The sequence below is a fragment of the Micromonospora sp. CNZ297 genome, from assembly GCF_007827625.1.
On record NZ_VISU01000045.1, the window covers coordinates 1 to 25625 of the forward strand.

The following is a 25625-nucleotide window of genomic DNA, read 5'->3' on the forward strand; positions in this document are numbered from 1 at the left end:
ACGTCCTGTTCGCCATGCTCCGCGACAAGATCCCCTACCAACCACGCCCCACCAGCCCCGTCCCCGCTTGACGAAACCCATAGGGACACCCCCCAACCCGCGCCCTCCGCGCCGGGTTTCCGCGTCGATCTTGCACTTGCGGCCCTCCTGATGTCGGCTTCGCCCGATCAGGGAGGGCCGCAATCGCAAGATCGCCGGATGTCTGGGGTCGAGGGAGGGGTCGTGGAGGTACGCGAGGCGGGGCTGGGCGGCGGCGGTCACCTCGGCGCACAAGCGGGTGCGCTGCGCCATCGTGGACGGTGCCCTGGCCGGCGTGCTGGCCCTGGGGCCGCCGCACTCCTCCGACCTGGATCCGCGGACGACCGCGCAGCTCCATCCACGTCGACCCGGAGATGTGGGGACGAGGCGTGGGTGGTGCGCTGCACGCTGTTCGTAGGGCACCTCGAGGACGATGGACTGGCGCTGGGCGTGCTGGAGGTGTGGGAGCGGTGGATGATCATGAGGTTGGCCGTGCGGGGTGTCCGGTTTGTCGCCGTCAACTTCATGATCGACGGGACCGGGCCAACGCGCGAGGCGGGGCGGGGTGCGGTGAGGGAGGGGAGAGGACGAGAGGGTCAGGGGGTGGGGAGGGAGCGGTACCAGGTCTTCTCAGTGCCGGCCAGGCTGAACGTCTGCCTCTGGTCGGTGTGCTCGACGACCACCAGGCCGGGACGGTCGACCAGGCGGGTCGTGCCGGGCGGGGCGGAGAACGAGGCGTCCCGGGTACGCCACGACAGCACCGCCAGCGGCCGGCCCGGCATCGGCAGGTGGTACGCCTGGAGCGTGGTGGACCGGTCGGCGGGGGAGACCACCGGCGTGCCACCGTCGGCGGGCCGGTAGACCACGGCCGTCATCGTCCCGGCCGGCGTCTCCCAGCTGAGCTGCTCCAACTCGCCCGGCTCGCCCTCGCCGAGGGCCACCGAGCCGAGCGAACGCGTCGCGATCTTCGCCATCGGCCAGGACTCGGGTGCGGAGCGGGGTGCCTCGCGGTCGCCGATGCGGCGCGGCACGCTGCCGAACGGGCCCCGCTCACCGGCGAGCACGCAGGTGTCCAATCCGGTCAGCGCGCGCTTGCCGGCGCCCGTCTCGTCGCGTACCAGGGGGTAGCGGGGCGCTTCGGTGGCCGTACCCAGGTCGAGGACGCGGTCCGCGGCCCGGCCGCGCGGCAGCGACGGCGTGGCCCGCAGCGTCGCGGTCACTTCGACGGCCCGGCAGTCCGGTACGGCGACCGGGTCGGTGACGCCGTCGGTGGTGCCGAGCACCTTGCCGTCGGGTCCGGTCAGGCGCTCGACGCGGGCCGAGGTGAGGTAGCGGCGGCCGGACGGCTCCCGCACCGGCAGCACGTCGGAGTAGACCAGGTAACCGGGATCGGTGTACTCGGTGGCGTGGACGACCCGCCAGCGCTGCCCGTCCCGGTCGAGTTGCAGCAGCCAGGAGGCGGACTCGCCGGGCACGTCGGCGGCGACGAGCGCGAGCGCCGACCCGGCGACCTGACCGGAGAAGAGGATGCCGGACGTGGGCACGTGCACCCGGTCGTCCACCGGGGAGCGCCAGTCGCGTACCGCTGTGGTGATCGCGGCGGTGGCCGCGGCGTCGCGGGCCAGGCTGCCGCGCGGCGGCCACACCGCGAGGGTGCCGTCCAGGCTGTCGTAGCCGACCCGCAGGTCCGCCGGCTGCCGTTCGGCGACCGGCCCGCAACCGGCCGTGACCAGCAGCAGAGCTGCCAGCGCGATGCCCGTCGTAGCGCCTCGGCGGGCTGAAAGCACCCTGATCCCCTCGCCGGTCGTCGGTCGGAAGCCCACATGGTACGAGACGACCGGTCACCCGGCCGCGCCCGGCTCACCCTTTCGGCCGATCGGCCACTGCGGAACGTGACGGGCGATTCGGGTACCAATATCCGGCTCCGGTAGACTCCGCCGACTGTGACGCCTGCCGAGACCCGCGGCGCCTCGACGCCGGACGCCGCCGCCCCGACGGGCCACCGCGCCGTCACCCTGGACCCACCGTCGGTCACCATCACCGCCGAGCCGGAGCCGGCGACCACCACGCCGACCACACCCGAGGCGCCGGCCACGCCGGGCGCGCGGCGCGCGCGCCGGTGGCGGTGGACGCGCCGGCGGATCGACCTCACCGTGTACGGCGGATTCCTGCTCGCCGCGATCTGGGTCACCAGCGGCATCTGGGTCGACCCGGCCGGACGGGTCGCCGCGCTCTACAGCAGCGATCCGGCGCAGGTGCAGTTCTTCCTCGCCCACTCGGTGCGGGTGGTGCTGCACGGCGAGTTCCCGTTCTTCACCGAGCAGTTCAACTACCCCGACGGCGTCAACCTGATGGCGAACACCGCCATCCTGGCGCTGGGCATCCCGATGGTGCCGGTGACCCTCCTGTTCGGACCGGCGGTCTCCTTCGTCACGCTGGTCACGCTCGGCCTGGCCGGCACCGCTGCCGCCTGGTACCGGGTGCTGTCCCGGCACCTGATCCGGCACCGCCCGGCCGCCGCCGTGGCGGCCTGGTTCTGCGGGTTCTCACCGGCCATGCTGTCGCACGCCAACTGGCACCCGAACATCATCAGCCAGTTCCTGCTGCCGTTCATCGTGTGGCGGGTGCTGGTGCTGACCCGGTCGGCCCGGCCGGTACGCGACGGCGTGCTGCTGGCGCTGCTGGTCACCGCGCAGGCGTTCATCAACGAGGAGATCCTCCTCTTCACCGCGCTGGCCCTGGGCGTGTTCCTGATCGCCGTGGTGGTGCAGCAGCGCGAGCGGTGGACGACCGCGTGGCGGCCGCTCGGCGCCGGGCTGGCGGTCTGCGCGGCGCTGGCCGGGGCGCTGCTGGCGTACCCGCTGTGGGTGCAGTTCGCCGGGCCGATGGCGTACCACGGGCTCAGCGACGCGGTGCGCGACTACGGCAACGACATCGCCGCGTTCTTCGCGCCCGGCTCGCCCACGTTCGGCGGCAACGAACGCGCCAACGTCAACCTCGCGCCGAACTACTCGGAGGAGAACGCGTTCTTCGGCTGGAGCCTGTCGCTGCTGGTCGTGGGAATCGTGGTGTGGCTGCGGCGGGACGTGATCGTCCGCGCGCTAGCCGCCACCGGGCTGTTCTTCGCCGTGCTCTCCCTCGGCGAGCGGATCTCCTGGTGGGACCGGGAGATCGCCACCGGCCCATGGGAGCTGCTGGTACGGCTGCCGCTGCTCGACGCCGTGGTGCCGACCCGCTTCGGCCTGATCACCGGCGTGACGGTGGCGATCCTGCTCGCGTACGCGGTCCGTCGCGCCTGGGCGCTGCGCGGCGTGGACCGGCGTACCGCCCGCAAGCTCACCGCCGCGGGCCTGGTCCTCGCGCTGCTGCCGATCGCGCCGATGCCGTTGCAGGTCACCACCCGGGAGCCGGTGCCGGAGTTCATCACCGCCGACAGGTGGCGCAAGTACGTCGGGCCGGACCAGACGCTCGTGTCAGTGCCGGTGCCCGCGATGGGCAACACCGACCCGATGCGCTGGGCGGCCAGCACCAACCTCGACTTCAAGATCCCCGGCGGCTACTTCCTCGCGCCGCGCAACGGCGTCACAGGCGACCCCGGGCGCTTCGGCGGCCGCCCCAGCGGCATCGGCGAGATGCTGCGGGAGGTATCGTCCACCGGCCGTACGCCGAAGCTGGACGACCGCCAGCGGCGCCGCTACCTGGACGAGCTGCGGCACTGGAACGCGGCGGTGGTGGTGCTGCCGCGCGACGAGCAGAACGCCGAGCCGCTGCGCCGCACCGTGGAGCAGCTGGTCGGCCCCGGACGGCAGGAGCTGGACGTGTGGCTGTGGGACGTGCGGAAACTGACCAGCCGGTCCGCCTGACCGAACCGGCGGTCCCCGCCCCCGCGCCCCGCCGCCGTCGGCCCCGCCCGGCCGACGTGCTGGTGGTGGCCGGCTACCTCGGTCTCGCCGTGCTGCTCACCACCGGCCAGTGGCGCCGGCCGGAACGGCTGTTCCACCAGGCCGGCGACCAGATGCTGTTCGAGTGGATGCTGGCCCGGGCCGCCCGCGCTGTCACCGGCGGCGAGAACCCGCTGTGGAGCGGCGCGCTGAACGCCCCGGACGGGGTGAACCTGATGGCGAACACGTCGGTGCTCGGGCTGGGCGTGCCGCTCACCCCGGTCACAGTCGTCTTCGGCTCCCAGGCGGCCTTCCTCGTCGCCGTGACGCTCAGCCTCGCCGGGACCGCCACCGCCTGGTACGCGCTGCTCGCCCGCCGGCTGGTCCGCTCCCGGGCCGCCGCCGCGGTGGGCGGCCTGTTCTGCGGCTTCGCCCCGGGCATGGTGGCGCAGGCCGGTGCGCACCTGCACATGGCCGCCCAGTTCCTGGTGCCGGTGATCCTCGCGCTGGTGTTCCGCCCGGCCACCGACCGGGTCCGGCGCGACGGCGTGCTGCTCGGGCTCGCAGTCGCGTACCAGGTGTTCCTCGGCGAGGAGGTGCTGGTCTTCCTGGCGCTGGCCGCCGGGGTGTTCGCCGGGGCGTACGCGCTCGCCGACCGGGCCGCCGCGCGCCGGCTGACGCCCGTGGTGGCCCGGCGGCTGGGCGTCGGCGCGCTGGTGGCGGGTGTGCTGCTGGCGTACCCGCTGTGGTTCCAGTTCGCCGGGCCGGGCCACTACCGGGGGATGCCGTTCCACACCGAGGGCTACCGGCTGGACGTGGTCTCGTTCGTCACCACCGCCCGGCAGAGCGTCGCCGGGGACGCCCGCCGGGCCGGGCTGCTGTCGCCGAACCCGACCGAGCAGAACTCGTTCCTCGGGCCGTTCCTGCCGCTGCTGGCCGTACTCGTGGTGGTGCGGCTGTGGCGGCGGCCGCTGGTGCGCGCGCTCGCCGCGTGCGGCCTGCTGTTCGCGCTGCTGTCGCTCGGTTCCCCGGTGGTGGTGAACCGGCACGACACCGGGCTGCCCGGCCCGTACCGCCTGCTCGCCGGCGTGCCGCTGCTGGACCTGGTGGTGCCGGCGCGGTTCGCGCTGGTCTGCGTACCGGTGCTCGGGGTGCTGCTCGCGCTGGCGCTGGACCGGGTCCGGCGCGGCGGCGTGCGCACCTGGGCGCCGTGGGCCGGCGCGGTCGCCGCCGCGCTGCTGCCGCTGGCGCCGACGCCGATCCGCGCGGTGCCGGTCCCGCCGGTCCCGGCCGTGGTGTCCGGCGGCGGCTGGCGGGAGTACGTGCCGCCGGGCCGGACGCTGGTGCCGGTGCCGCCGGTGACCGGGGCGGCGGTCAGCCCCGCCATGTTCTGGTCGGCGCGCACCGCGCTGGCGTTCGACGCGCCGGGCGGCTACTTCATCGGCCCGCGCTCGGCCACCGACCCGGCGGCCCGCTGGGGCGCGCCGGACCGGCCCACGTCGCTGCTGCTGCGCCGGGCCGCCGAGACCGGCCGGGTGCCGCCGGTCGGCGAGACGGAACGCCGGCAGGCGGTCGACGACCTGCGGCACTGGCGGGCGGCGGCACTCGTGCAGGCCGACTCGTCACCGGGCGACCCGGTCCGCGCCACAGTGGACGCGCTGGTCGGCCCCGGCCGGGACGTGCCCGGCGGGTACCTGTGGGACGTCCGCCCGCTCGTCGGCTGACCGGTACCGGGGGTCACACCCGGTCGCGGACGTCCCAGATCCACACGTCGTCGACCCGCTGCGGCGGGCCGAGCAACTCGGCCATCAGGTCGCGCAGCACCGCCTCGCGCGGGCCGGCCCCGAGCACCACCACCGACGCCCGCCAGAAGCGCAGGTCGTCCACGGCCTGGCGGCGGTTCTCCTCGGTGATCTCCGGCACCTCGTTGGCGTCCATGGTGGAGTAGATGAGCGTGCTGGTGGGGCGGTTCGGGGCGCCGAACACGCCCTCGCCGCGCTCGTTCGGGCCGATGAAGTAGCCGCCCGGGACCGGGAACTCCTGGCCGGTCAGCGCGCTCCAGCGCAGCGTGTGCAGCCCGTGCACGTTGCTGGGGATCGGCACCGGCACGAGCGTGCGGCCCTCCGGCACGTACGGCCGCCAGCCGCCCGCGGTGATGAAGTGCGGCGGCGGGTCGATCCGCTCGGCCGGCAGCGGACGCGGGATCAGCGGCACCACGGCGGCGGCGATGGCGACGAACCCGGCCAGGCGCAGCACCCGGCGGCGCGTGTCGCGCGCGGTCGTCCCGCCGTCGTCGTCCCCGCCGTCGTCGGCGCCGGAGCGGGGGGCGGGTACCGGCGGGCGGCCGGCACCGGCCAGCGTGTCCCACGCCAGGGCGAGCAGTACGCCCACGGCGGCCACCACGACCAGGCTCAACCGGGTCGGCATCATCATCTCGACGAGCGGCAGATCGTCCGGCACGTACGCCCACGGCCCGTCGATGTCGGTCTCCACGCCGTTGAACCGCACGACCGGACCGATCGAGGCGATCGTGAAGACCACCACCAGCACGGCCAGGATCCGGGCCGGCACCGACCGGCGGACCAGCAGCACCAGCGCGGCCAGCGCCACCAGCACCAGCGGCCAGCCGAACCAGGTGTTCTGCTCGGTCAGCCCGATGGTCTTCTCCACCGCCTCGTCACCGGCGATCGTGTCCCGGGCGAACGTGACGAAGGCGACCAGGTCCTCGCCCCAGTTGTGGAAGACGCCGCCCTGCAAGCCCCGGTAGGACTGCGGGCCGTTGAACTGGAACCAGATCGGGTACGCCGTCAGCAGCAGCGCCAGGCCGCCGCCGAGACCGAGCGCGGCCACGAACGACCCGGCCCGCTCGCGGGTCGCGCGGGGCCGCTGCACCGCGTACGCCACCACGACGACCAGGCAGGCCAGCGCGGTCAGCAGCAGCATCTCCTCGTTGATGAAGATCTGGTACGCCACCAGCAGCCCGAGCGCCAGCCCGTTGCGCCGCCAGCGGCCCGGCTCGCCCAGCCGCAGCACCCGGGCCACGATCAGCGGCAGCAGGAAGTTCGACACGAAGTTGGGCTGGCCGTTGGCGTGGTGCACGATGCCCGGCGCGAAACCGAGGAACGCGCCGCCCACGAACGCCGCGGCCCGGGAACGGACCAGGTGCCGGGACAGCACCCAGTACGACGTGGCGGCGGTCGCGGACAGCGCGGCGCCCAGGTAGAGCGCGTACATCACCTGCGGGCCGAGCAGCAGCGTCAGCGGTGCCAGCGGCAGCGTCACCCCGAGCAGCGAGGTGTTCGCCATCATGTTCACCCCGTCCGGCGCGTTCTGCCGGGTGGTGAACAGCGGGTTCTCCAGGTGCTGCACCGAGTACGCGCCATGGGCGAACAGCCACTCGAACCAGCTGTGGTCGGTGGGCAGGTGCGAGGAGACCCGGTGCTCGACGTCGCCCCAGTAGTTGAGGCAGACGAGAACGCCGAGGAGCACATAGGCTCCGATGGCCAGCACGTCGGCGCGGGCCGGCCGGCGACGGGCGCGGCGTGGCGGGTCGGCCACGACGGCGTCCGCCTCGACGGACGAGGGGTTCAACGAGGGGTCCACCACGGGCACGGCCACGACGCGCCATCGTACAGGCGGTTCGTCACACGGCCGGTCACGGTCGGGCGGCGGCTCGGCGCGCGGGAGAGGATGGTCGTGACCGTCATCGATCTGGGGGAGCTGCGCGACGACGCCCCGCCAGGCCCGGCGCCCCGCCCTCCGCGTGCCGTCGGACGGCCGTTCCGCCTTCTCGTGGTGCTGCTGGTGGCGCTGCTCACGCTCACCGCCGCGACGCCGCCGCGAGGCCCGGTCGAGTGGACGCTGCCCGGCGGGCTGGGATCGGCCGTGTTCGTCTCCGGCGACGTGGTGTACGTGGTGCGGCCGGACCGCGCAGGAGCCGTCAGCGGGCGGGAACTCCTCGCGTACCGGGGCGACCGGGAGCGGTGGCGCAGCCCGCTGCCCGGCGTGGGCACCGCCGTGTCGGTGTGGGAGCAGGACGGCCGGGTGATCGTGGCCGGCCGGAGCGTCGACGACACGGACTGGCAGACGGTGACGTACGACGCGGCCACCGGCGCGGACGTCTGGCGCCGGCCCGGAATCGCGTTCGCTGTTGGCCGGGTGCTGCTGATGCAGTCGGCCACATCCGACACCAGTACGTCGATCATGGAGGTGGACCCGGCCGACGGCCGTACGGTGTGGACGGCGCCGATGACGGGCGCGCTGGGTTTCGACGTCGAACCGACCGGGCCGGTACGCATGGTGTTGTCCCCGGCGACCGGGCAGACGGTGGTCGTGGACGCGCGCACCGGCGCGCGGCTGGTGGCCCGCGATCTGGACCCGGTACGACGGCCCGGCCCGCGCCGGTTGCAGCTCGCCCGCGGACTGCTGCTGGAGTTCCGCGACGGCGACGGGGCCATCGAGGCGTACGACCTGGACACGCTCCGGCCGCGCTGGACCGTCGCGCGGAAACTCGTCGGCCACGTCGAGAGCTGCGGCGCCCTGCTCTGCGCCGTCGGGCCGGCCGGCGGGATGACCGCGCTCGACCCGGCGACCGGCGCCGTGCGCTGGAGCGTGGACCGGTGGGCGAGCGTGGCGGCGGCGCGCGGCGGCCGGCTGCTCGTCGGCGTCCCCGAGACCGACATCGACGACGGCCTGGCGGTGCTCGACCAGGACGACGGGCGGCTGATCGCCGACCTGGGCGGCTGGACACTGGTCCCGCAGCACGAGTCGGGCGGCCCGCTGCTGGCGACACGGCCGCTGGGCGCCGGCCGCCGGCTCCTGGCCGAGGTGGGCCTGTCCGGCGATCCGCCCACGATCCGGGGCACGCTCACCGGCACCGACTGCACCACCGGCATGACGCTTCTGGTCTGCCGCCGGCCCGGCGGCGACTACATGGTGCGGCGGCTGACGTGAGCCCGGTGATCGAGCTGGGGGAGATGCGGCACGGCGAGTCCGCCGACGACCCGGCCGACGCACCGCCCCGCCGGCCGCCGGGCCGCACGGCGCGGGTGGCAGTGCTCGGGTGCCTGGTGCTGCTCGTGGTCACAGCCGCCGCCGGGCCGTCGCGACGGCCCGAGCCGATCCGGGTGCCCGCCCCGCAGGGCGCGGCGTTCGTGGTCCTGCCGGATCGGGTGGTGGTGGCCGACGGCCCGGGCGCGATCGGGCGGGGTGGGCGGGTGGTCGCCGCGTACCGGCTGCCCGGTGGGGAACCGGTGTGGCGGTTCGCGCTGACCGACGGGGACCACGTGCTCGGCCTCACCGCCGTGGCCGGGGGACTGCTGGTGACGAGCAGCCCGGCCGGGGACGGCGACTCCGTGTCGGCCATGCTCGACCCGGCCACCGGCACGCTGCGCTGGCGGCATCCCGGCTACCCGGTCCGGACCGCATCGGGCGGGCTGCTGCTGGAGAACCCCCGCCCACCAGGTGCGGGCACCGTGCGGGCCGTGGACCCGGCCTCCGGCGAGGTGCGGTGGACGCTGCCCGTGCCGGGCCAGGAGGTGGGATACCGCCGCGACGACCACGGGGTGACGCAGCTCGTGCTGGTCACCGCGCAGGGCCGGGTGACCGTTTACGACGCGGACTCCGGCGCGGTCGCGCACACCGGGCGGGTGGCGCCCGCAGCCGATCGCGCCGCCTACCGGTACGCGCAGGTGGTGGCCGACCTCCTGCTGGTCGAGGACGCCCGGGGCACGGTCACCGGGTACGGGCTGGACCGGCTCGACGAGCGATGGAGCCTGCCGGTCGGCTCCCGCGCCGGGCTCTGGTTCGCCGACTGTGCCGGGATGGTGTGCCTGCGCGACCAGGTGGGCGGTGCGCAGGCCCTCGACCCGGCCACCGGCCGTCCGGCCTGGTCGGACGAGCGCTGGCTGGGGATGGGCCCGGTAGGCGACCGGCTGATCGCCGCCGAGCGCGGGGTCGGGGAGGAACTGGAGCTGTCGGCGCTCGACCCGCCGACCGGCCGCGTGCTGGCCCGGCTGGGACGCTGGCGCGTCTCCGGCAACGACCTCCCGTCCGGGCCGCTACTAGGGCTGCGCACGCTCACCGAGGACCGGACGCTCGTCGGCGCGCTCGACGTGGCGGCCGGGCAGGTACGGATCCGGGGGATCCTGCCCGGCGCCTGGTCCGAGTGCGCGGACACGGGTACGGAACTGGTGTGCCTGCGACCGACCGGAGGCATGGCGATCTGGCCGGTCGGCCGCTGATCACCAGTTGGCCTGCGCCGGAGGCGGCGGCAGCGGCGTCGACTCGGGCCGCAGCACGTACGCGATCCCGCCGCTGCCCGCCTGCCAGGCGCTCTCGAACGGCCCGCGCGGCACGGTGCGGCGGACCCGCTCGTCGTCCGGGGCGTACGGGTCGTTGAGCACCGGGTCGCCCTCGGCGGTGAAGCCGGCCAGCACCATGAGGTGTCCCCGGGTGTCGTAGTCCAGTCCGGGCACCTGACCGGCGGTGAACGCGGCCGAGACGATCAGCGGGATGCCGGCGGCCACGAACCGTTCCGCCTCGGCCAGCGAGCGCAGCCGGGTGACGAAGGCGTCCACCCCGTGCGTCGCCGCGTACGCCGTGTTGAACGGCCAGTTGCCCGGCCCGCCGAAGGCGTGGTCGTAGCAGTGCCGGGCGGCGTGCACCACCTGCGGACGCGGGCCGGGCGGCGCCACCCAGGCGTACCGGTCCGCTGTGGGTCCGGTGCCCCAGAAGTCGAGCACCATCGACACGCAGGTGGGGCTGCACCAGGAGTCGCCGCCGCCACCCCAGCGGGTCTCCCCGGCGGCGTGCAGCCGCTGCGCGTAGCGCGGCACGTCCAGCACGCGCCCCCACGCGTCGCCGGCCTCAGCGCTGCCGGCCTCCGCGCGGGCGGCCTCCGCGCCGCCGGCCTCCGCGTGGCCGGCCTCCGCGGGGGCGGCCTCCGCGGGGGCGGCCTCCGCGCCGCCGGGCGGGTCGGTCGAGGCGACCACGCCCACGGTGCGCAGCACCGGGCCGGCGGCCGCGTCGAGCCGTCGGAGCAGGGTCACCCGGACCTGCCAGCCGGTCACCGTCGCGCCGGTCACCCGCAGCGTGTCGGCGGCGACCCGCGCCCGGTCGTCCTCCTGCCCGGGTACTGAGGCGCGGTGCACGGCGCTGTCGTCGGCGGCCCAGTGGCCCAGCTCGTACCAGCCGGTGGCGGCCGTGCCGTCGGCCCAGCCGCGCATTTCGACCCGCAGCCAGCAGCCGGGCGGGGTGTCTGCGGTCCATGAGGGCACCAGTTCGGTGACGGTGAAGCCGACGGCCGTCACGGGGGAGGTCCAGGTGCCGGCGGCGTACCCGGCCGTGGTCCCGGAGTGCGGATCGGTGTGCGTGACCCGGCCGGCCGAGCCGTCGAGCGTCAGGCCGTCCGGCCCGGCGCGCAGCCCGTCCGCACGACCCCGGTCCCGGTCCGCCGGGAAGCGGAACCGGCGGTACGCGATGTCGCGGCCGCTCATCGGGAACCCGCCCGGCGCGGCCGTGACCTGTGCCTGCTGCGCTTGTCGATCATCGCCGCCGAGCATCGCGTACCCGAAGGTTTTCTGCAACGGCGGACCGTGCCGCCGCACGCGGCCAGCCCTCCCGCCGTGCTGTCACCGACCGTAGCCGCAGCGCATCAGCGGCATGGTCCCCCGCGTGCCCTTTGCTCTGCAGCCACCGACGCATCCGTGACGTATGGCTACCGCTGCGCATGAGGCTGCAGAGCAAAGGGCGCGGAGGGGTATCTCCGCCGCCGGGGACCGCTTCGCCGTTTCGCCTGGTCAAGGAGATTCGGCTCGCCGGCTGTCCGGTTTGGCCGGGTGAGCGGCCATCACGGTGCGTGACGCACTAATGAAGAGGCGTCAGCGTTACGAAGAGTCACCACTCAGGGCTCCAGGCGCGGCTAGGTGGCCCGAGCGCACCACCCGCGCTCCCCGGCGGTGCGCTCGTCGGCGGGCGTCTCGGGGGTCGGCTCCTCCGGCGGCGGGTTTTGCCTGCCGCACTAGGTTGTCAGGGGTCACGAGGTGGGAGGCCGGGATGCGGGTACTGGTGGTCGAGGACGAGCGCAACCTCGCCGACGCGATCGCGCGCGGGCTGCGCAAGCGCGGGATGGCTGTCGACGTCGCCTACGACGGCGACGCCGGGCACGAGGCGGCGTTCGTCACCCGCTACGACGTGGTGATCCTGGACCGCGACCTGCCCGGCGTGCACGGCGACCGGATCTGCGCCGACCTGGCCGCCTCCGGCGCGCTGACCCGGGTGCTGATGCTGACCGCCAGCGTCACGGTCGCCGACCGGGTCGAGGGGTTGCAGCTCGGCGCCGACGACTACCTGGCCAAGCCGTTCGCGTTCGACGAGCTGGTGGCCCGGGTGCAGGCGCTCGGCCGCCGCGCCACCCCGGCCGCGCCGCCGGTGCTGGAGGTGGCCGATCTGGTGCTCGACCCGGCCCGCCGGGTGGTGAGCCGGGGCGGCGTGCCGCTCGACCTCACCAACAAGGAGTTCGGCGTGCTCGCCGAGCTGCTCAAGGCGCGCGGCGCGGTGGTGTCCAGCGAGGAGCTGCTGGAGCGGGTCTGGGACGCCAACACCGACCCGTTCACCACGATCGTCCGCGTCACCGTGATGACACTGCGCAAGAAGCTCGGCGACCCGCCCCTCATCGACACCGTCGTGGGCGCGGGCTACCGCATCGGCGGGGTACGGCAGTGAGCGCGCGGAGCGCCCGCCGGGTGCGGCCGACGCTGCGGCTGCGGCTGACCCTGCTCAACGGCGTGCTGCTGGTCGGCGCGGGGGCGATCCTGGTGCTGCTGGCCTGGCTGCTGGTCCGCGACGCGCTGCGCCCCACCGACGAGCTGCTACCGGGCACCACTGTGGTGCTCACGGACGGGCGCACGCTCGACGCCGGGCAGTGGCAGCGGCAACTGGTGGACGCCGCGTCACAGGAACTGCTGGTCAAGGGTCTGCTCGCGCTGGTGGCGATCAGCGTGGTCGGTGTGGCCGGGGCGTACCTGGTGGCCGGCCGGGCGCTGCGCCCGCTGCACCAGGTCACCGCCACCGCCCGCCGGCTCGGTGAGGCCACGCTCGACGAGCGGATCGGCTGGTCCGGCGCCGACGACGAGGTGGCCGAGCTGGCCGAGACGTTCGACGCCATGCTCGACCGGATCAGCGGCGCCTTCGAGGCGCAGAAACGGTTCGTCGCGAACGCCTCGCACGAGCTGCGGACGCCGCTGGCGGTGATGCGTACCGAAATCGACGTGACGCTCAGCGACGACGACGCCGACCTCGCCGAGTACCGCCGCATGGCCGGCGTGGTGCGCGACGCCTCCGAACGCGCCAACGGCCTGGTCGACGCGCTGCTGGTGCTGGCGCGCAGCGAGGCGCAGACCGGCCGGCGGCTGGGCCGGCGCGCCGAGTCGGATCTCGCCATCGGCACCGCCAACGCCCTCTCCGCGGTCTCCCGGGAGGTGGAGCGCATCGGCCTGAAGGTGCACACCTCGCTGCGCCCGGCGCCGGTGGTCGGCGACCCCGGCCTGCTCGACCGGCTCGCCGGCAACCTGGTGGAGAACGCGGTCCGCTACAACCACCTGCACGGCCGGATCTGGATACGCACCGGCACCGACGGGGAACGGTCCTGGCTGGTCGTGGGGAACACCGGCTTCGAGGTCGCCCCGGCCGACGTACCCGGGCTGTTCGAGCCGTTCCGGCGCGGCGGCCAGGAACGCACCGGCGCGCGCGGCTCCGGTCTCGGCCTGTCGATCGTGCGGGCCGTCAGCGACGCGCACGGCGGCACGGTGAAGGCGGTCGCCCAGCCCGGCGGCGGCCTCGAGGTGACAGTCACGCTTCCGTCGGCCGACCCGGCGGCGGCCACCTGACCGCCGACCCGGCCCGTCCGGCCGGTGAGGCGGCCTCACCTTTTCGTGCGGCCGGCCTCGGCTGTCCCGGCCGGACCCGACGGTGGTCGGCCCCCGGCGGCACGGTGGTCGGGCAGAATGCGCCGCTCCCGCTGGACGCGGAGCCGGGGATCAACGGAGAGTAAGCGCAGCGACGCCTCACCCTGCTCACCCACCGGAGCTGCCCGTGACCCACCCCTCGGCCCCGCGCCGCCGCCGTCTTCTCGCGGTCCTCACCGCCGGCGCCCTCACCGTCGCCGGCCTCTCGCCGGCCACGCCCGCGGCAGCCGTCGCCGCGCCCGGCCACGACAAAGTGGTCCACACCGTCCCCTCCACCGCCTCGCCCGACGTCCAGGACGGCTCGGTCGACGCGATCCACGACGCCGGTACGAAGATCATCGCGGGCGGCTCCTTCACCCGGGTGCAGAACCGCAACTCCGACGTCGACATCCCCCGCGACTACCTGCTCGCCTTCGACAAGGCCACCGGGCAGGTGGACACCGCGTTCGCGCCCACGCTCGACAACGAGGTGACGGCGGTCGTCGCCGGTCCCACAGCGGGCACGGTCTTCGTCGCCGGCAAGTTCAACACCGTCAACGGCGTGACCCGGCGCAAGGTGGCCCTGCTCGACGTCGCCACCGGTGCCGTCGTCACCAGCTTCACGCCGCCGGCGTTCAACGGTCTGATCAAGGACATCGCGCTCGTCGGCGACCGGCTGCTGGTCGGCGGCATCTTCACCACGGCCGGCAACCCCAACCCGCGCGGCGGGCTCGCGTCGCTCAACGCCACCACCGGCGCGGTCGACAGCTACCTCACCACGGCGCTGACCGAGAACCACAACTGGGACGGCGTCAGCGGCGCCAAGGCCGGCGTGGGCGCGGAGAAGCTCGCCGTCTCCCCGGACGGCACGCAGCTCGTCGTCATCGGCAACTTCAAGAAGGCCGACGGGGTCCTGCACGACCAGATCGTCAAGATCGACCTGGGCGCCACCGCCGCCACCGTCGCGGACTGGAACACGGCCCGCTACACGCCGCGCTGCAAGTGGCAGTCGTTCGACTCGTACGTCCGCGACGTCGCGTTCTCCCCGGACAACAGCTACTTCGTGGTGGTCACCACCGGCGCCCCGTACGGCGGGACGCTCTGCGACACCGCGGCCCGCTGGGAGGCCGGCGCGACCGGCAGCAGCCTCCAGCCGACCTGGGTCGACTACAGCGGCGGCGACACGTTCCTGTCCGTCGGCATCAGCGAGCAGGCGGTCTACGTCGGCGGCCACCTCCGCTGGCTCAACAACAGCACGGGAACCGACAACGCCCGGGCCGGCGCGGTCGGCCGGGCCAGCATCGCCGCGCTCGACCCCGCCAACGGCCTGCCGCTGTCCTGGAACCCGGGCCGGCACCCGCGCGGCATCGGCGCCTCCGAGATGCTCGTGACCCCGAGCGGCCTCTGGGTCGGCGGCGACACACTCTGGATCGGCAACTTCCAGTACCGCCGGGAGCGGATCGCGTTCTTCCCGCTCGCCGGTGGCAAGGCACCGCACCCGACCACCACGGCGACGCTGCCCGGCAACGTGTACCAGGCCGGCCTGCCGAAGCCGACCAACGTGCTGTACCGGGTGAACGCCGGCGGCCCGGTGGTCGCCGCCGCCGACGGCGGACCGGACTGGGCGGCCGACACCGGCTCCAGCCCCAGCCCGTACCACAACACCGGCAGCTCGACCTCCAGCTTCAACACGGTCGGCAGCCTGGACGCGACGGTGCCGGCCGGCACCCCGGCCGCGCTCTACAGCGACGAGCGGTACGACCCGGCCGGCGGCGCGGAGATGCTCTGGCAGTTCCCGGTGCCCGCCGGCACCGAGGTGCACGTGCGGCTCTACCTGGCCAACCGGTACGACGGCACCTCCGCGCCCAACACGCGCGTCTTCGACGTGGCGCTGGACGGCGCGGTCGTCCTCGACGACCTGGACCTGTCCGCCAGCGTCGGGCACAACGTGGGCACCATGCGGGAGTTCACGGTGACCAGCGACGGCACCGTCGACATCGAGTTCCGCCACGTCAAGGAGAACCCGCTCGTCGACGCCGTCGAGATCGTCAAGACCGGGCCTCCGCCGGCCGGCACCGGTGAGGAGGTGCAGGTCCGCTCGTACGACGGGCTGACCGGCGTCGGCGCGCCCGCTCCGGTGGCGAACCCGGACGAGACCGCGTGGTCCGCCACGCGCAACGCGTTCTGGGTCGGCGGGACGCTGTTCTACGGCACCGGCGGCGCGCTGTGGCGGCGTACGTTCGACGGCACCACGTTCGGCACGCCCGAGCTGGTGGACCCGTACCACGACCCGTACTGGGACACCGTGGTGACCAACTCGGGTCCGGAGGGGCAGACGTACGTCGGCGCGACCACCGGCTTCTACGCCGAGATCCCGAACGTGACCGGCATGTTCTACACCGGCGGTCGGCTCTACTACACGCTGACCGGGCAGAACGGCCTGTTCTGGCGCTGGTTCACGCCGGACAGCGGCGTGGTCGGCGCCGACCGGTTCTCGGTGGCCGGGGCGAGCGGGTTCTCCGACGCGGGCGCCGTCTTCGTGGCCGGCTCCACGCTCTACAAGGTGAACCGGAGCACCGGTGACCTGTCCGCCGTCGACTGGGTGAACGGCGCTCCGTCGGGGACGTTCACGGTGCGCAGCGGCCCGGCGGTCGACGGCGTCGACTGGCGCGCGAAGGCGGTCTTCGTCGGCCCGTAAGGAAGGGCCCCTTCTTAACGCCTGCGGTAGAGGAAGGGCCCCTTGTTAACACCTCGCTGTTAACAAGGGGCCCTTCCTTGCACGAGCGGGGTTGTGTGCGCGGTGCGGGCGGTGGAATGATCAACCGGTCAGCCCGAGAGGTGGAAGGGGGTGTGGTCGATGTCCGTCGTGAACCGTCCCGCGCCCCGCGTTCCCCGCTGACGTTCCCACTCCGCCGGGGCGCGCTCCCCACAGGAGGAAGCATAGTGAGTGCACAGATCCACTGCGTGACAGTCGAAACCGACGACCCGTACGCCCTGGCCGGCTGGTGGGCACGCGTGCTCGACCGCCGGCTCGCCGACGACGACCACCCGGGCGACCCGGAGGCGGTCCTCGCCGCACCCGACGGGCACGGCCCCGACCTGCTGTTCGTTCGGGTGGACGAGCGGCACGGCAAGGGCGCGTTCCACCTCGACCTGCACCCGGCCGAGGGCACCCGGGACGAGGAGGTGGCGCGGCTGCGCGAGCTCGGCGCCGCGCTGGTGGCCGACCGGCGCCGCCCGGACGGAACCGGCTGGGTGGTGCTCGCCGACCCCGAGGGCAACGAGTTCTGCGTCTGCCGGAGCTCTGCCGAACGGGCCGTGTCCGCCTGATCCGGAAACGACACCGGGCCCCCGCCGTCACGGCGGGGGCCCGGTGCGTGACGGGTGTCAGTCCTGCTTCTCGATCTCGCCGCGCATCGTCACGAACTCCGACTGGAGTTCGGCCGCGGACTTGAAGTAGACGACCACCATGCCGAGGCTGCCCCGGTCGGCCCAGATGCAGACGGCCACCGGCACGTCCGACGCCTTGCCGTCGGAGCACTTGGCGTCGCCGCCCAGCGGGCCCGCGTCGACAGTCTTGAAGTCCTTGGTGGCCAGGTCCGGGGTGACCGCCGCGGTGGCGTCGGCCAGCTCCTTCTTCGGGTCCGCCATCACGCCGGACACCGCGACGATCATGACCAGGTCCTTCTTGGCCGGGTCGCCGTAGAAGGCGCCGACGGTGCTGGTCGCGTCCGGCACGTCCTTGCTGAGCTCGGACTTCATCTGCGCCGCGGCGGTCTGCAGCTGCGGGTCGGTGACCTTGGCCCGGCCGCCGAGCGTCTGCGGCTCGACCACCCGCGTCTTGGTGGCGGTGACCACCTCGTTGACGGTGTCCTTCGTGGCGAAGTAGGCGGCGACACCGCCGCCGACGCAGAGCACCAGGACCACCGCGAGGACGATCAGCAGGACCTTGCCGACGCCGGACTTCTTCGGCGGGACCGGCGCACCGAGCTGGCCACCGTACTGCGGCTGCTGCGGCGGGTAGTCGCCGCCGTACTGCTGCTGGGGAGCCTGCGGGTAGTCACCGCCGTACTGCGGCTGCTGCGGCGGCTGGTAGCCACCGGGCTGTTGCTGGGGGGAGGGGTAGTTGCCGGAGTAGGGACTGGACGGCGGCTGGGACATGTAGGCAGCTCCTGTGAGAAAACTGGACGCGTGATGGTAGCCAGCACCACCGACAGCCCGCTGTCCGCACAAGGGCGGCGACGCCAAACCGCGACCTACCCGTGACCTGGGCCGCAGACGCCGATCGCGGTGGCCGGGCCGTCCGGAACGGACAGCCCGACCACCGCGATCGATGCGTTGCGGTCGCCTCAGCGCAGGCTTGCCACGCCGTGCGGCAGGAACCGCTTGCCGGTCACCCGCTCGGAGGTGCCGGTCCGGTCCAGGTACGGCGTGACGCCGCCCAGGTGGAACGGCCAGCCGGCGCCGAGGATCATGCACAGGTCGATGTCCTGCGCCTCGGCGACGACGCCCTCGTCGAGCATGAGCCGGATCTCCTGCGCCAGCGCGTCCAGCGCGTTCTGCCGGACCTGCTCGGCGGTGAGCGGCTCGTCGCCGACCACGAGCAGCTTCGCCACCTCGTCGTTGATCTGGTCGTCGACCACGATCGGCTGGCCCGAGTCGGCGATCCGCTTGAGGTTCTCGCTGACGCCGAACCGGTCCGGGAACGCCTCGTGCAGGGTGCCGCCGACGTGGTACGCCACGGCCGGCCCGACGAGCTGGAGCAGCGCCAGCGGACGCATCGGCAGACCCAGCGGGTCCAGCGCGCTGTTCGCCACGTCCAGCGGGGTGCCCTGGTCGACGGCGGCGAACACGGTGCCGAGGAAGCGGGTCAGCAGCCGGTTCACCACGAACGCCGGAGCGTCCTTCACCAGCACCGACGACTTCCTGAGCTGCTTGCCGACCGCGAACGCGGTGGCCAGCGTGGCGTCGTCGGTCCGCTCGCCGCGGACGATCTCCAGCAGCGGCAGCACCGCGACCGGGTTGAAGAAGTGGAAGCCGACCACCCGCTCCGGGTGCTCCAGCTCGGCGGCCATCTCGGTGATGGACAGCGAGCTGGTGTTGGTGGCGAGCACCGCCTCCGGCTTGACGATCTTCTCCAGCTCGGCCCAGACCTGCTTCTTGACGCCCAGGTCCTCGAACACGGCCTCGATGACGAAGTCGGCGTCGGCGAAGACGGACTTGTCGACCGAGCCGCTGACCAAGCCGTACAGCTTGGCCGCGGTGCCCTTGTCCATCCGGCCCTTGCTGACGGCCTTCTCGATCTGGGTGTGCACGTAGCCGACGCCCTTGTCCACGCGGGACTGATCCAGGTCGGTCATCACGACCGGCACCTGAAGACGCCGGGCGAACAGCAGCGCGAGCTGGCTGGCCATCAGGCCGGCGCCGACGATGCCCACCTTGGTGACCGGACGGGCCAGGCCCTTGTCCGGCGCGCCGGCCGGGCGCTTGGCCCGCCGCTGCACCAGGTCGAAGGCGTACAGGCCGCTGCGCAGCTCCTCGGAGAAGACCAGGTCCGCGAGGGCCTCGTCCTCCGCCGCGGTGCCGGTGGCGAAGTCGGCGTCCTTCGCCGTCTCCAGCAGGTCCAGCGCCTTGTACGCGGACGGGACCGCGCCGTGCAGCCGCTGGTCGAGGGTCTGCCGGGCGAAGTAGAGCACGCCCGCCCACATGTCCTTGTCGACCTCGGGACGGGTCACGGTGACCTCGCCCCGGACCACGCCGGCGGCCCACTCCAGCGACCGCTCCAGGAAGTCGGCCGGCTCCAGCAGCACGTCCGCGATGCCCATCTCGGCAGCCTGCTTCGGCTTGAGCATCTTGTTCTGCATCAGCGGGTTCTGGATGATCACCTGCGTCGCGGCCGGGATGCCGATCAGGTTCGGCAGCAGCTGCGTACCGCCCCAGCCGGGGATGAGGCCGAGCGAGACCTCGGGCAGCGCCAGGGCCGCCGCGCCCGCCGACAGGGTCCGGTAGTGGCAGTGCAGCGCCAGCTCCAGGCCGCCGCCCATCGCCGCGCCGTTGACGAACGCGAAGGTGGGGACGCCGCTGTCCTTGAGCCGGGCGAAGACCCGGTGGCCCAGCCGGCCGATCTCCAGCGCCTGCTCGCGGTTCTCCAGGGCCGGCAGGCTGGTGATGTCCGCGCCCACGCAGAAGATGTACGGCTTGCCGGTGACCGCGATGAACGCCGGCTCCGCCGCCAGCGCGGCGGTGATCGCCTCGTCCAGGCTGGTCAGGCCGGCCGGGCCGAAGGTGTTGGGCTTGGTGTGGTCGAAGCCGTTGTCCAGGGTGATGAGGGCGGCGGGCCGGTCCAGCCCGGGTACGGCCACCTGGCGCAGCAGCGCCTTGGTGACGACCTCGTTCGGTGCGGCGAGGCTCACTTGTCTCCACCCTCCCAGTGCGGGTTCTCCCAGATCACGGTGCCGCCCATGCCGATGCCGATGCACATGGCGGTGAGGCCGTAGCGGACCTCGGGGTGCTCGGCGAACTGGCGGGCGAGCTGGGTCATCAGCCGGACGCCGGAGGACGCGAGCGGGTGACCGATGGCGATCGCGCCGCCCCACGGGTTGACCCGCGGGTCGTCGTCGGCGATGCCGAAGTGGTCGAGGAAGGCGAGCACCTGCACCGCGAACGCCTCGTTCAGCTCGAACAGGCCGATGTCGTCGATGCTCAGGCCGGCGATCCGCAGCGCCTTCTCGGTCGACGGGATCGGGCCGACGCCCATCACCTCGGGCTCGACGCCGACGAAGCCGAACGACACCAGGCGCATGCCGACCGGCAGGCCCAGCTCGCGGGCGGTGTCCTCGGCCACCAGCAGCGCGGCGGTGGCGCCGTCGTTCAGGCCGGCCGCGTTACCGGCGGTGACCTTGCCGTGCGGCCGGAACGGGGTCTTCAGGCCGGCCAGCTTCTCCATCGAGGTGTCGCGGGGCGCCTCGTCCACTGTGGCCAGGCCCCAGCCTGCCTCCGGGTCGCGGACCGCCACCGGCACCAGGTCGCCCTGGAGCTTGCCGTTGGCGTACGCCTTCGCGGTCTTCTGCTGCGAGGCCAGCGCGAACGCGTCGGTGCGCTCCTTGGTGATGTGCGGGACGCGGTCGTGCAGGTTCTCCGCGGTGGAGCCCATCACCAGGGCGGACGGGTCGACGAGCTTCTCCGCGACGATGCGCGGGTTGGGGTCGACGCCCTCGCCCATCGGGTGGCGGCCCATGTGCTCGACGCCGCCGGCGATGGCCACGTCGTACGCGCCCACGGCGATGCCGCTGGCCACGGTGGTGACGGCGGTCATCGCGCCGGCGCACATCCGGTCGATGGCGAAGCCGGGCACGGTCTTGGGCAGGCCGGCCAGCAGGGCGGCGGTGCGGCCGATGGTCAGGCCCTGGTCACCGATCTGGGTGGTGGCGGCGATGGCCACCTCCTCCACCTTTTCCGGCGGAAGTTGCGGGTTGCGGCGCATCAGCTCGCGGATGCAGCGGATCACCAGATCGTCGGCGCGGGTGTTGGCGTACATCCCACCCGCCTTGCCGAACGGGGTACGGACGCCGTCGACGAAGACGACATCCCGGACTTCACGGGGCACTTGGAGCCTCCCTCGGCACGGGCATTTCCCCGGATGCTACTCGCCAGTAACCAGACGTGGCACCACACCCCGCGTGGCCCACCTCACACCCCGGCCGCGGCCGTCACTGCTGCGGGGTGTGCAACGCCTCCGTCAGCGCGGGCAGGAGCAGCCCGATCTGCCACTCCCGGGCACCGAACCCGCGCAGCGTCTCCGCGACCGTCTCGTCGGTGATCTCCGCTGGCGGCTGCCACGCCAGCCGGCGGATCGAGTCCGGCGCGATCAGGTTCTCCGCCGGCAGCCGGTGCGCCCCGGCGGTGCCGACCACCACCTCCCGGGCCCGGGCCAGCCGCCCGGCCGCCACCGGGTCGCGTTCGGCCCACCGGTGCGGCGGAGGCGGACCCTCCACCGCCGGGCTCACCGGCAGCGCGTCGTCCGGCAACTGGCGCGCGTCGTCCAGCGCCGCCAGCCAGGTACGCGCCAGCCGGCGCACCGACCGCCCACCGAACCCGGGGAGCGTGAGCAGCGTCTTCTCGTCCTTCGGGTCCAGCTCGGCGGCGGCCACGATGGCCGAGTCGGGCAGTACCCGGCCCGGCGCGGCGTCCCGGCGGGAGGCGATCTGGTCCCGCGCGTACCAGAGGGAACGCACCCGGGCCTGGGCCCGCGCGCCGCGTACCCGGTGGATGCCGGACGTGCGCCGCCACGGCTCGGCGCGGACGCGCGGCGAGGCGCCGTTGCGCACCAGCGCGTCGAACTCCTCCGCCGCCCAGCCCGACTTGCCCTGCCGCTGCAACTCCTCGTCCAGCGAGTCGCGCAGGTCGACGAGCAGTTCGACGTCGAGCGCCGCGTACGTCAGCCAGGACTCCGGCAGCGGCCGGCTCGACCAGTCGGCGGCGGAGTGGTGCTTCTCCAGGCTGAACCCGAGCAGCTGTTCGGTCAGCGCGGCCAGGCCGACCCGCTCGAAACCGGCCAGCCGGGCGGCCAGTTCGGTGTCGAACAACCGGCGCGGGCGCAGCCCCACCTCGGCCAGGCAGGCGAGATCCTGGCTGGCCGCGTGCAGCACCCACTCGGTCTCGGCGATCACCGCGTCCAGGGCGGACAGGTCGGGCAGCGGCAGCGGGTCGATGAGCGCGGTGCCGGCGCCGCCGCGGCGCAGCTGCACCAGGTAGGCGCGCTGGCTGTAGCGGTAGCCGGAGGCGCGTTCGGCATCGAGGGCCACCGGGCCGGTGCCGGCCGCGAAGCGGGCCACGACCTCGTCCAACTCGGCAGGTGTGGCCACCGGGGCGGGCGTGCCGTCGCGCGGCGCGGTCAGGGGGACGGCCGCGCCCGGTTCGGTCTCGGACCCCGCGTCCGCCGGCTCCGGCAGGGCCGACGTCGGCTGGGCGGACGCCTCCCCGGTACGGCTTTCGGCGGCCCGACGGCGCAGGGGTGGTTCGTCGGTCACCTGACAACCCTAGTAGGCCGGACGATCCGGTGTGCGCAGCCGGTCCGGCGCGTGTCGGCGCGATGGCCGTCAGGTGACCGGAAAGGTGCGGGTTGCGGGGCCGTGAGAGGGTCGGACAAGGGGGAAGACAAAGCCCGTTCCCGCCGGTACGGTCCATCGAGCCGCGAACGGCGTACGGGTGCCGCAGCGGGTCGGGGGGCGTCGGCGAAGCCGACGGGGAGGACGGTCGAGCATGACAGGCGGGTACGGAACCGGCGACGACGTGCCGGGGCACGGCGGCGGCGACACGGCAGCCGACCGGCCGGGGCCGCTGCCGCCGCGCTTCGCCCCGCCCGCCGGTTCGGCCCCGGTGCCGGGATCGTTCCCCGGTGGATCCGAGTGGGCCGGCACCCCCGGCTACCCGGCGCGGGCCGCCGTCCAGCCGCCCGCCGGCTACCCGGGTCTCCCGGACCCGGCCGGCACGCCGCAGCCGACGCCCTACGCGGCCCCGTCCGGCGTCGCGACCCCGCCCGCCACGGCCCAGCCGGGCCAGCCGTCCTACGGCACCACGCCGTCCGAGCCGGGCCGGTCGTCCTACGGCTCCGCACCTGGCCAGCCGTCCTACGGCTCCGCGCCGGCCCAGCCGTCCTACGGCTCCGCGCCGGCCCAGCCGTCGTCCTTCGGCGCCGTACCGGCACAGACCTCCCGGTCCGCCGCCCCGGCGTACCCGGGCCAGCCGGCCGCGTCACCGGCGTATCCGGGCCAGCCGGTCTCCGCGTCACCGTCCTATCCGGGCGGGCCGGGCTCGTCGTCGTACCCGGACCGGGCGCCCGCCGCACCGTCGTATCCGGGCCCGTCCGGCAGCGGCCCGTCGTACCCCGGCCAGCCGGTGTCCGCGCCCGCCTACCCGGGGCAGCCGGTGTCGGCGCCGTCCCAGCCCGGTTCCGCGTACCCCGGTCAGGCGGCCCTCGTCGGCGGCCCGGCCGGCTTCGGCGCGCAGCCGGCGCGGCGCAGCCGGGTGGCGGTGGTGGCGCTGGCCCTTGCCGCCGTGCTGACGGTGGTCACCGGCGTGCAGGCGTACCAGATCTACCGGCTCGACGACCGGCTCGCCGCCGCCGACAAGCGGATGGCCGAGGGGCAGGGCACGGACGCCAGCCGGCTCGACGGCCTGGAGCAGCGCGCCGGCAGCCTGGAGAAGAAGGCCGGCGCGGCCTTCAACCCGGAGGCGGTGGCCAGCGCGGTGCTGCCGAGCGTGTTCCGGGTGCGGGCCGGGCAGTTCACCGGTACGGCGTTCGCCGTCGGCAAGGCCCCGTCCGGCGGCGGCACCACGCTGCTGACGAACTTCCACGTGGTCGAGTCGGTCTTCACCGCGGGTGAGCGCAAGGTGTTCCTGGAGCGCAAGGACCAGCGGTTCGAGGCGACCATCATCGCCACCGACAAGGACAAGGACCTGGCGCAGCTGCAGACCACCGCCAAGTTCACCGGGCTGGTCGCGGCCCGCGACCCGGTGCGGTCGGGCCAGCAGATCATCGTGGTCGGCGCGCCGCTCGGGTTGCAGGACAGCGTCACCACGGGCGTGGTCAGCGCGTTCCGCGAGGACGAGCGCGGCGGCGGCCCGGTGATCCAGTTCGACGCGCCGATCAACCCGGGCAACTCCGGCGGTCCGGTGATCAACGGCTCGAAGGAGGTCGTCGGCATCGCCACGGCCAAGGCCCGCAACGCCGAGGGCATCGGGCTCGCGGTGCCGATCAAGACCGCCTGCGACCGGTTCCGGCTCTGCTGACCGGTGGCCGCACCGGCCCGGCCGCACCGCATCGACCCCGGCCCATCGGGCCACCCCGCGGGGGACCAGCACATCTGGAGGAACGACATGTCCTACCCACCGGCCGGGGGCGACAACCCGCCCCCGGCGCCGGGGGGCACGGTCTACGGCAACCCGTACGGCAGCCGGCCCGCGCCCCAGCAGTACGACCCGAACCAGCCAGCGCCGACGCTGCACCAGCCCACCGTGTCCGACGGCGCCCCCGGGTACGGCGGATACCAGCCCGCCACGCCGGGACAGCCGGGATACGCGCCCGGCGCCGCCCCGGTGCCCCCGCCGGCGCAGCCGATGTCGGCGCCGCCGGTCTCCGTCCCGCCGGTCTCCGCCCCCGGCTACGCGCAGCCGATGTCGGTCCCGCCCGCGTCGGCTCCGCCGGTGTCCGGCCCCGGCTTCGGGCCGCCGCCGATGTCCGGGCCGCCCGGCCCGTACGGCCCGGTGGGTGCCCCGCCGGCCACCGGCGGCGGCAGGAAGTGGGCGGCGCTGGTGCTCGGCCTCGTCGCCGCGCTGCTGTTCGTCTTCGGCGGCGTGATGACGTTCCTGTACGTCTCCACGAACGGCGAGCTGGACAAGTCCCGGCAGACGGTCAGCCAGCGGGACGGCACGATCTCGGCGAACCAGCAGGAGATGGAGAAGCTCAAGGGTGAGCTGAAGGCGGTCCAGGAGCGGCTGTCGGACACCCAGCAGGACCTGACCGGCACCAAGAACGACCGGGACGAGCAGGCCCGGCAGAAGAAGGTCATCGCGAACTGCCTGGACAAGCTGACCACGGCCATGGCGGCGGCGTCGCGCGGCGACCGGGCCGCCTTCGAGGCGGCCAGCAAGGGCCTGGACAAGATCTGCGACGAGGCCGAGAACTACCTCTGACAGTGATGATGTGGGAGCGGGTCACCCGGCCGGTCTGACTCACCCTCTGACTGACCTTGGGTGTCTTCTAGGGGATTCGTCGGCTTGT

The 25625-nt window shown here is 74.0% G+C and carries 17 protein-coding genes; 10 read left to right on the top strand and 7 right to left on the bottom strand.

What is annotated here, in order from left to right; translation table 11 throughout:
• Positions 1 to 614 precede the first annotated feature (614 nt).
• Positions 615 to 1805: a hypothetical protein gene (locus tag FB454_RS33675; RefSeq protein WP_030274547.1), complete on the bottom strand. Its 1191-nt coding sequence runs from the start codon at positions 1803 to 1805 to the stop codon at positions 615 to 617.
• A gap of 249 nt (positions 1806 to 2054) precedes the next feature.
• Here FB454_RS33675 and FB454_RS33680 point away from each other — a divergent pair, with 249 nt between their 5' ends.
• A complete protein-coding gene (locus FB454_RS33680; RefSeq protein ID WP_369752243.1) occupies positions 2055 to 3881 on the top strand; it encodes a DUF6311 domain-containing protein in 1827 nt (608 codons plus the stop codon).
• Positions 3839 to 5623 carry a DUF6311 domain-containing protein gene (locus FB454_RS33685; protein ID WP_091329542.1) on the top strand — a complete coding sequence of 595 codons (1785 nt, stop codon included), beginning with the start codon at positions 3839 to 3841 and terminating at the stop codon, positions 5621 to 5623. Before FB454_RS33680 ends, FB454_RS33685 begins: the two co-directional genes overlap by 43 nt.
• 13 nt (positions 5624 to 5636) lie before the next feature.
• Here FB454_RS33685 and FB454_RS33690 read toward each other — a convergent pair whose 3' ends face one another.
• A complete protein-coding gene (locus FB454_RS33690; protein ID WP_041799190.1) occupies positions 5637 to 7505 on the bottom strand; it encodes a DUF6311 domain-containing protein in 1869 nt (622 codons plus the stop codon).
• Between the two features lie 84 nt (positions 7506 to 7589).
• On the opposite strand from FB454_RS33690, the gene FB454_RS33695 reads away from it, so the two are divergent.
• On the top strand, positions 7590 to 8852 hold the full coding sequence (locus FB454_RS33695; protein ID WP_486485496.1) for an outer membrane protein assembly factor BamB family protein: 1263 nt from the start codon (positions 7590 to 7592) through the stop codon (positions 8850 to 8852).
• Positions 8849 to 10141 carry an outer membrane protein assembly factor BamB family protein gene (locus FB454_RS33700; protein ID WP_145824206.1) on the top strand — a complete coding sequence of 431 codons (1293 nt, stop codon included), beginning with the start codon at positions 8849 to 8851 and terminating at the stop codon, positions 10139 to 10141. Before FB454_RS33695 ends, FB454_RS33700 begins: the two co-directional genes overlap by 4 nt.
• Here the strand turns inward: FB454_RS33700 and FB454_RS33705 are convergent, their stop codons facing one another.
• The gene (locus FB454_RS33705) at positions 10142 to 11485 is read right to left on the bottom strand and encodes a peptidase C39 family protein (protein WP_486485497.1); all 1344 of its coding nucleotides are present in this window, start codon (positions 11483 to 11485) and stop codon (positions 10142 to 10144) included. It lies immediately after the preceding gene.
• 469 nt (positions 11486 to 11954) lie between these two features.
• On the opposite strand from FB454_RS33705, the gene FB454_RS33710 reads away from it, so the two are divergent.
• The 4 genes from FB454_RS33710 to FB454_RS33725 all read left to right on the top strand — a co-directional run bounded on the left by FB454_RS33710 (position 11955) and on the right by FB454_RS33725 (position 17173).
• A complete protein-coding gene (locus FB454_RS33710) occupies positions 11955 to 12623 on the top strand; it encodes a response regulator transcription factor (protein ID WP_013284809.1) in 669 nt (222 codons plus the stop codon).
• Positions 12620 to 13786, top strand: coding sequence for a sensor histidine kinase (locus FB454_RS33715; protein ID WP_369752115.1), 1167 nt, complete (start codon positions 12620 to 12622; stop codon positions 13784 to 13786). The genes FB454_RS33710 and FB454_RS33715 overlap by 4 nt, the downstream gene beginning before the upstream one ends.
• Before the next feature lie 205 nt (positions 13787 to 13991).
• Positions 13992 to 16541 carry a malectin domain-containing carbohydrate-binding protein gene (locus tag FB454_RS33720; RefSeq protein ID WP_013284811.1) on the top strand — a complete coding sequence of 850 codons (2550 nt, stop codon included), beginning with the start codon at positions 13992 to 13994 and terminating at the stop codon, positions 16539 to 16541.
• A 245-nt stretch (positions 16542 to 16786) separates the two neighbouring features.
• Positions 16787 to 17173 (top strand): VOC family protein, encoded by a 387-nt coding sequence (locus FB454_RS33725; protein WP_145754637.1) that lies wholly within the window; start codon positions 16787 to 16789, stop codon positions 17171 to 17173.
• A 57-nt stretch (positions 17174 to 17230) separates the two neighbouring features.
• Here FB454_RS33725 and FB454_RS33730 read toward each other — a convergent pair whose 3' ends face one another.
• The 4 genes from FB454_RS33730 to FB454_RS33745 form a co-directional block, all read right to left on the bottom strand.
• On the bottom strand, positions 17231 to 18004 hold the full coding sequence (locus FB454_RS33730; protein ID WP_013474522.1) for a hypothetical protein: 774 nt from the start codon (positions 18002 to 18004) through the stop codon (positions 17231 to 17233).
• A gap of 188 nt (positions 18005 to 18192) precedes the next feature.
• Positions 18193 to 20256 carry a 3-hydroxyacyl-CoA dehydrogenase NAD-binding domain-containing protein gene (locus FB454_RS33735; RefSeq protein ID WP_071096232.1) on the bottom strand — a complete coding sequence of 688 codons (2064 nt, stop codon included), beginning with the start codon at positions 20254 to 20256 and terminating at the stop codon, positions 18193 to 18195.
• Positions 20253 to 21449: a thiolase family protein gene (locus tag FB454_RS33740; RefSeq protein ID WP_013284815.1), complete on the bottom strand. Its 1197-nt coding sequence runs from the start codon at positions 21447 to 21449 to the stop codon at positions 20253 to 20255. Before FB454_RS33740 ends, FB454_RS33735 begins: the two co-directional genes overlap by 4 nt.
• 103 nt (positions 21450 to 21552) lie before the next feature.
• Positions 21553 to 22872 (bottom strand): ribonuclease D, encoded by a 1320-nt coding sequence (locus tag FB454_RS33745; protein ID WP_030274529.1) that lies wholly within the window; start codon positions 22870 to 22872, stop codon positions 21553 to 21555.
• A gap of 232 nt (positions 22873 to 23104) precedes the next feature.
• On the opposite strand from FB454_RS33745, the gene FB454_RS33750 reads away from it, so the two are divergent.
• Positions 23105 to 24634, top strand: coding sequence for a trypsin-like peptidase domain-containing protein (locus tag FB454_RS33750; RefSeq protein WP_145754634.1), 1530 nt, complete (start codon positions 23105 to 23107; stop codon positions 24632 to 24634).
• Positions 24635 to 24721: 87 nt separating this feature from the next.
• The gene (locus tag FB454_RS33755) at positions 24722 to 25537 is read left to right on the top strand and encodes a hypothetical protein (protein ID WP_013284818.1); all 816 of its coding nucleotides are present in this window, start codon (positions 24722 to 24724) and stop codon (positions 25535 to 25537) included.
• The last annotated feature ends 88 nt before the right edge of the window (positions 25538 to 25625 follow it).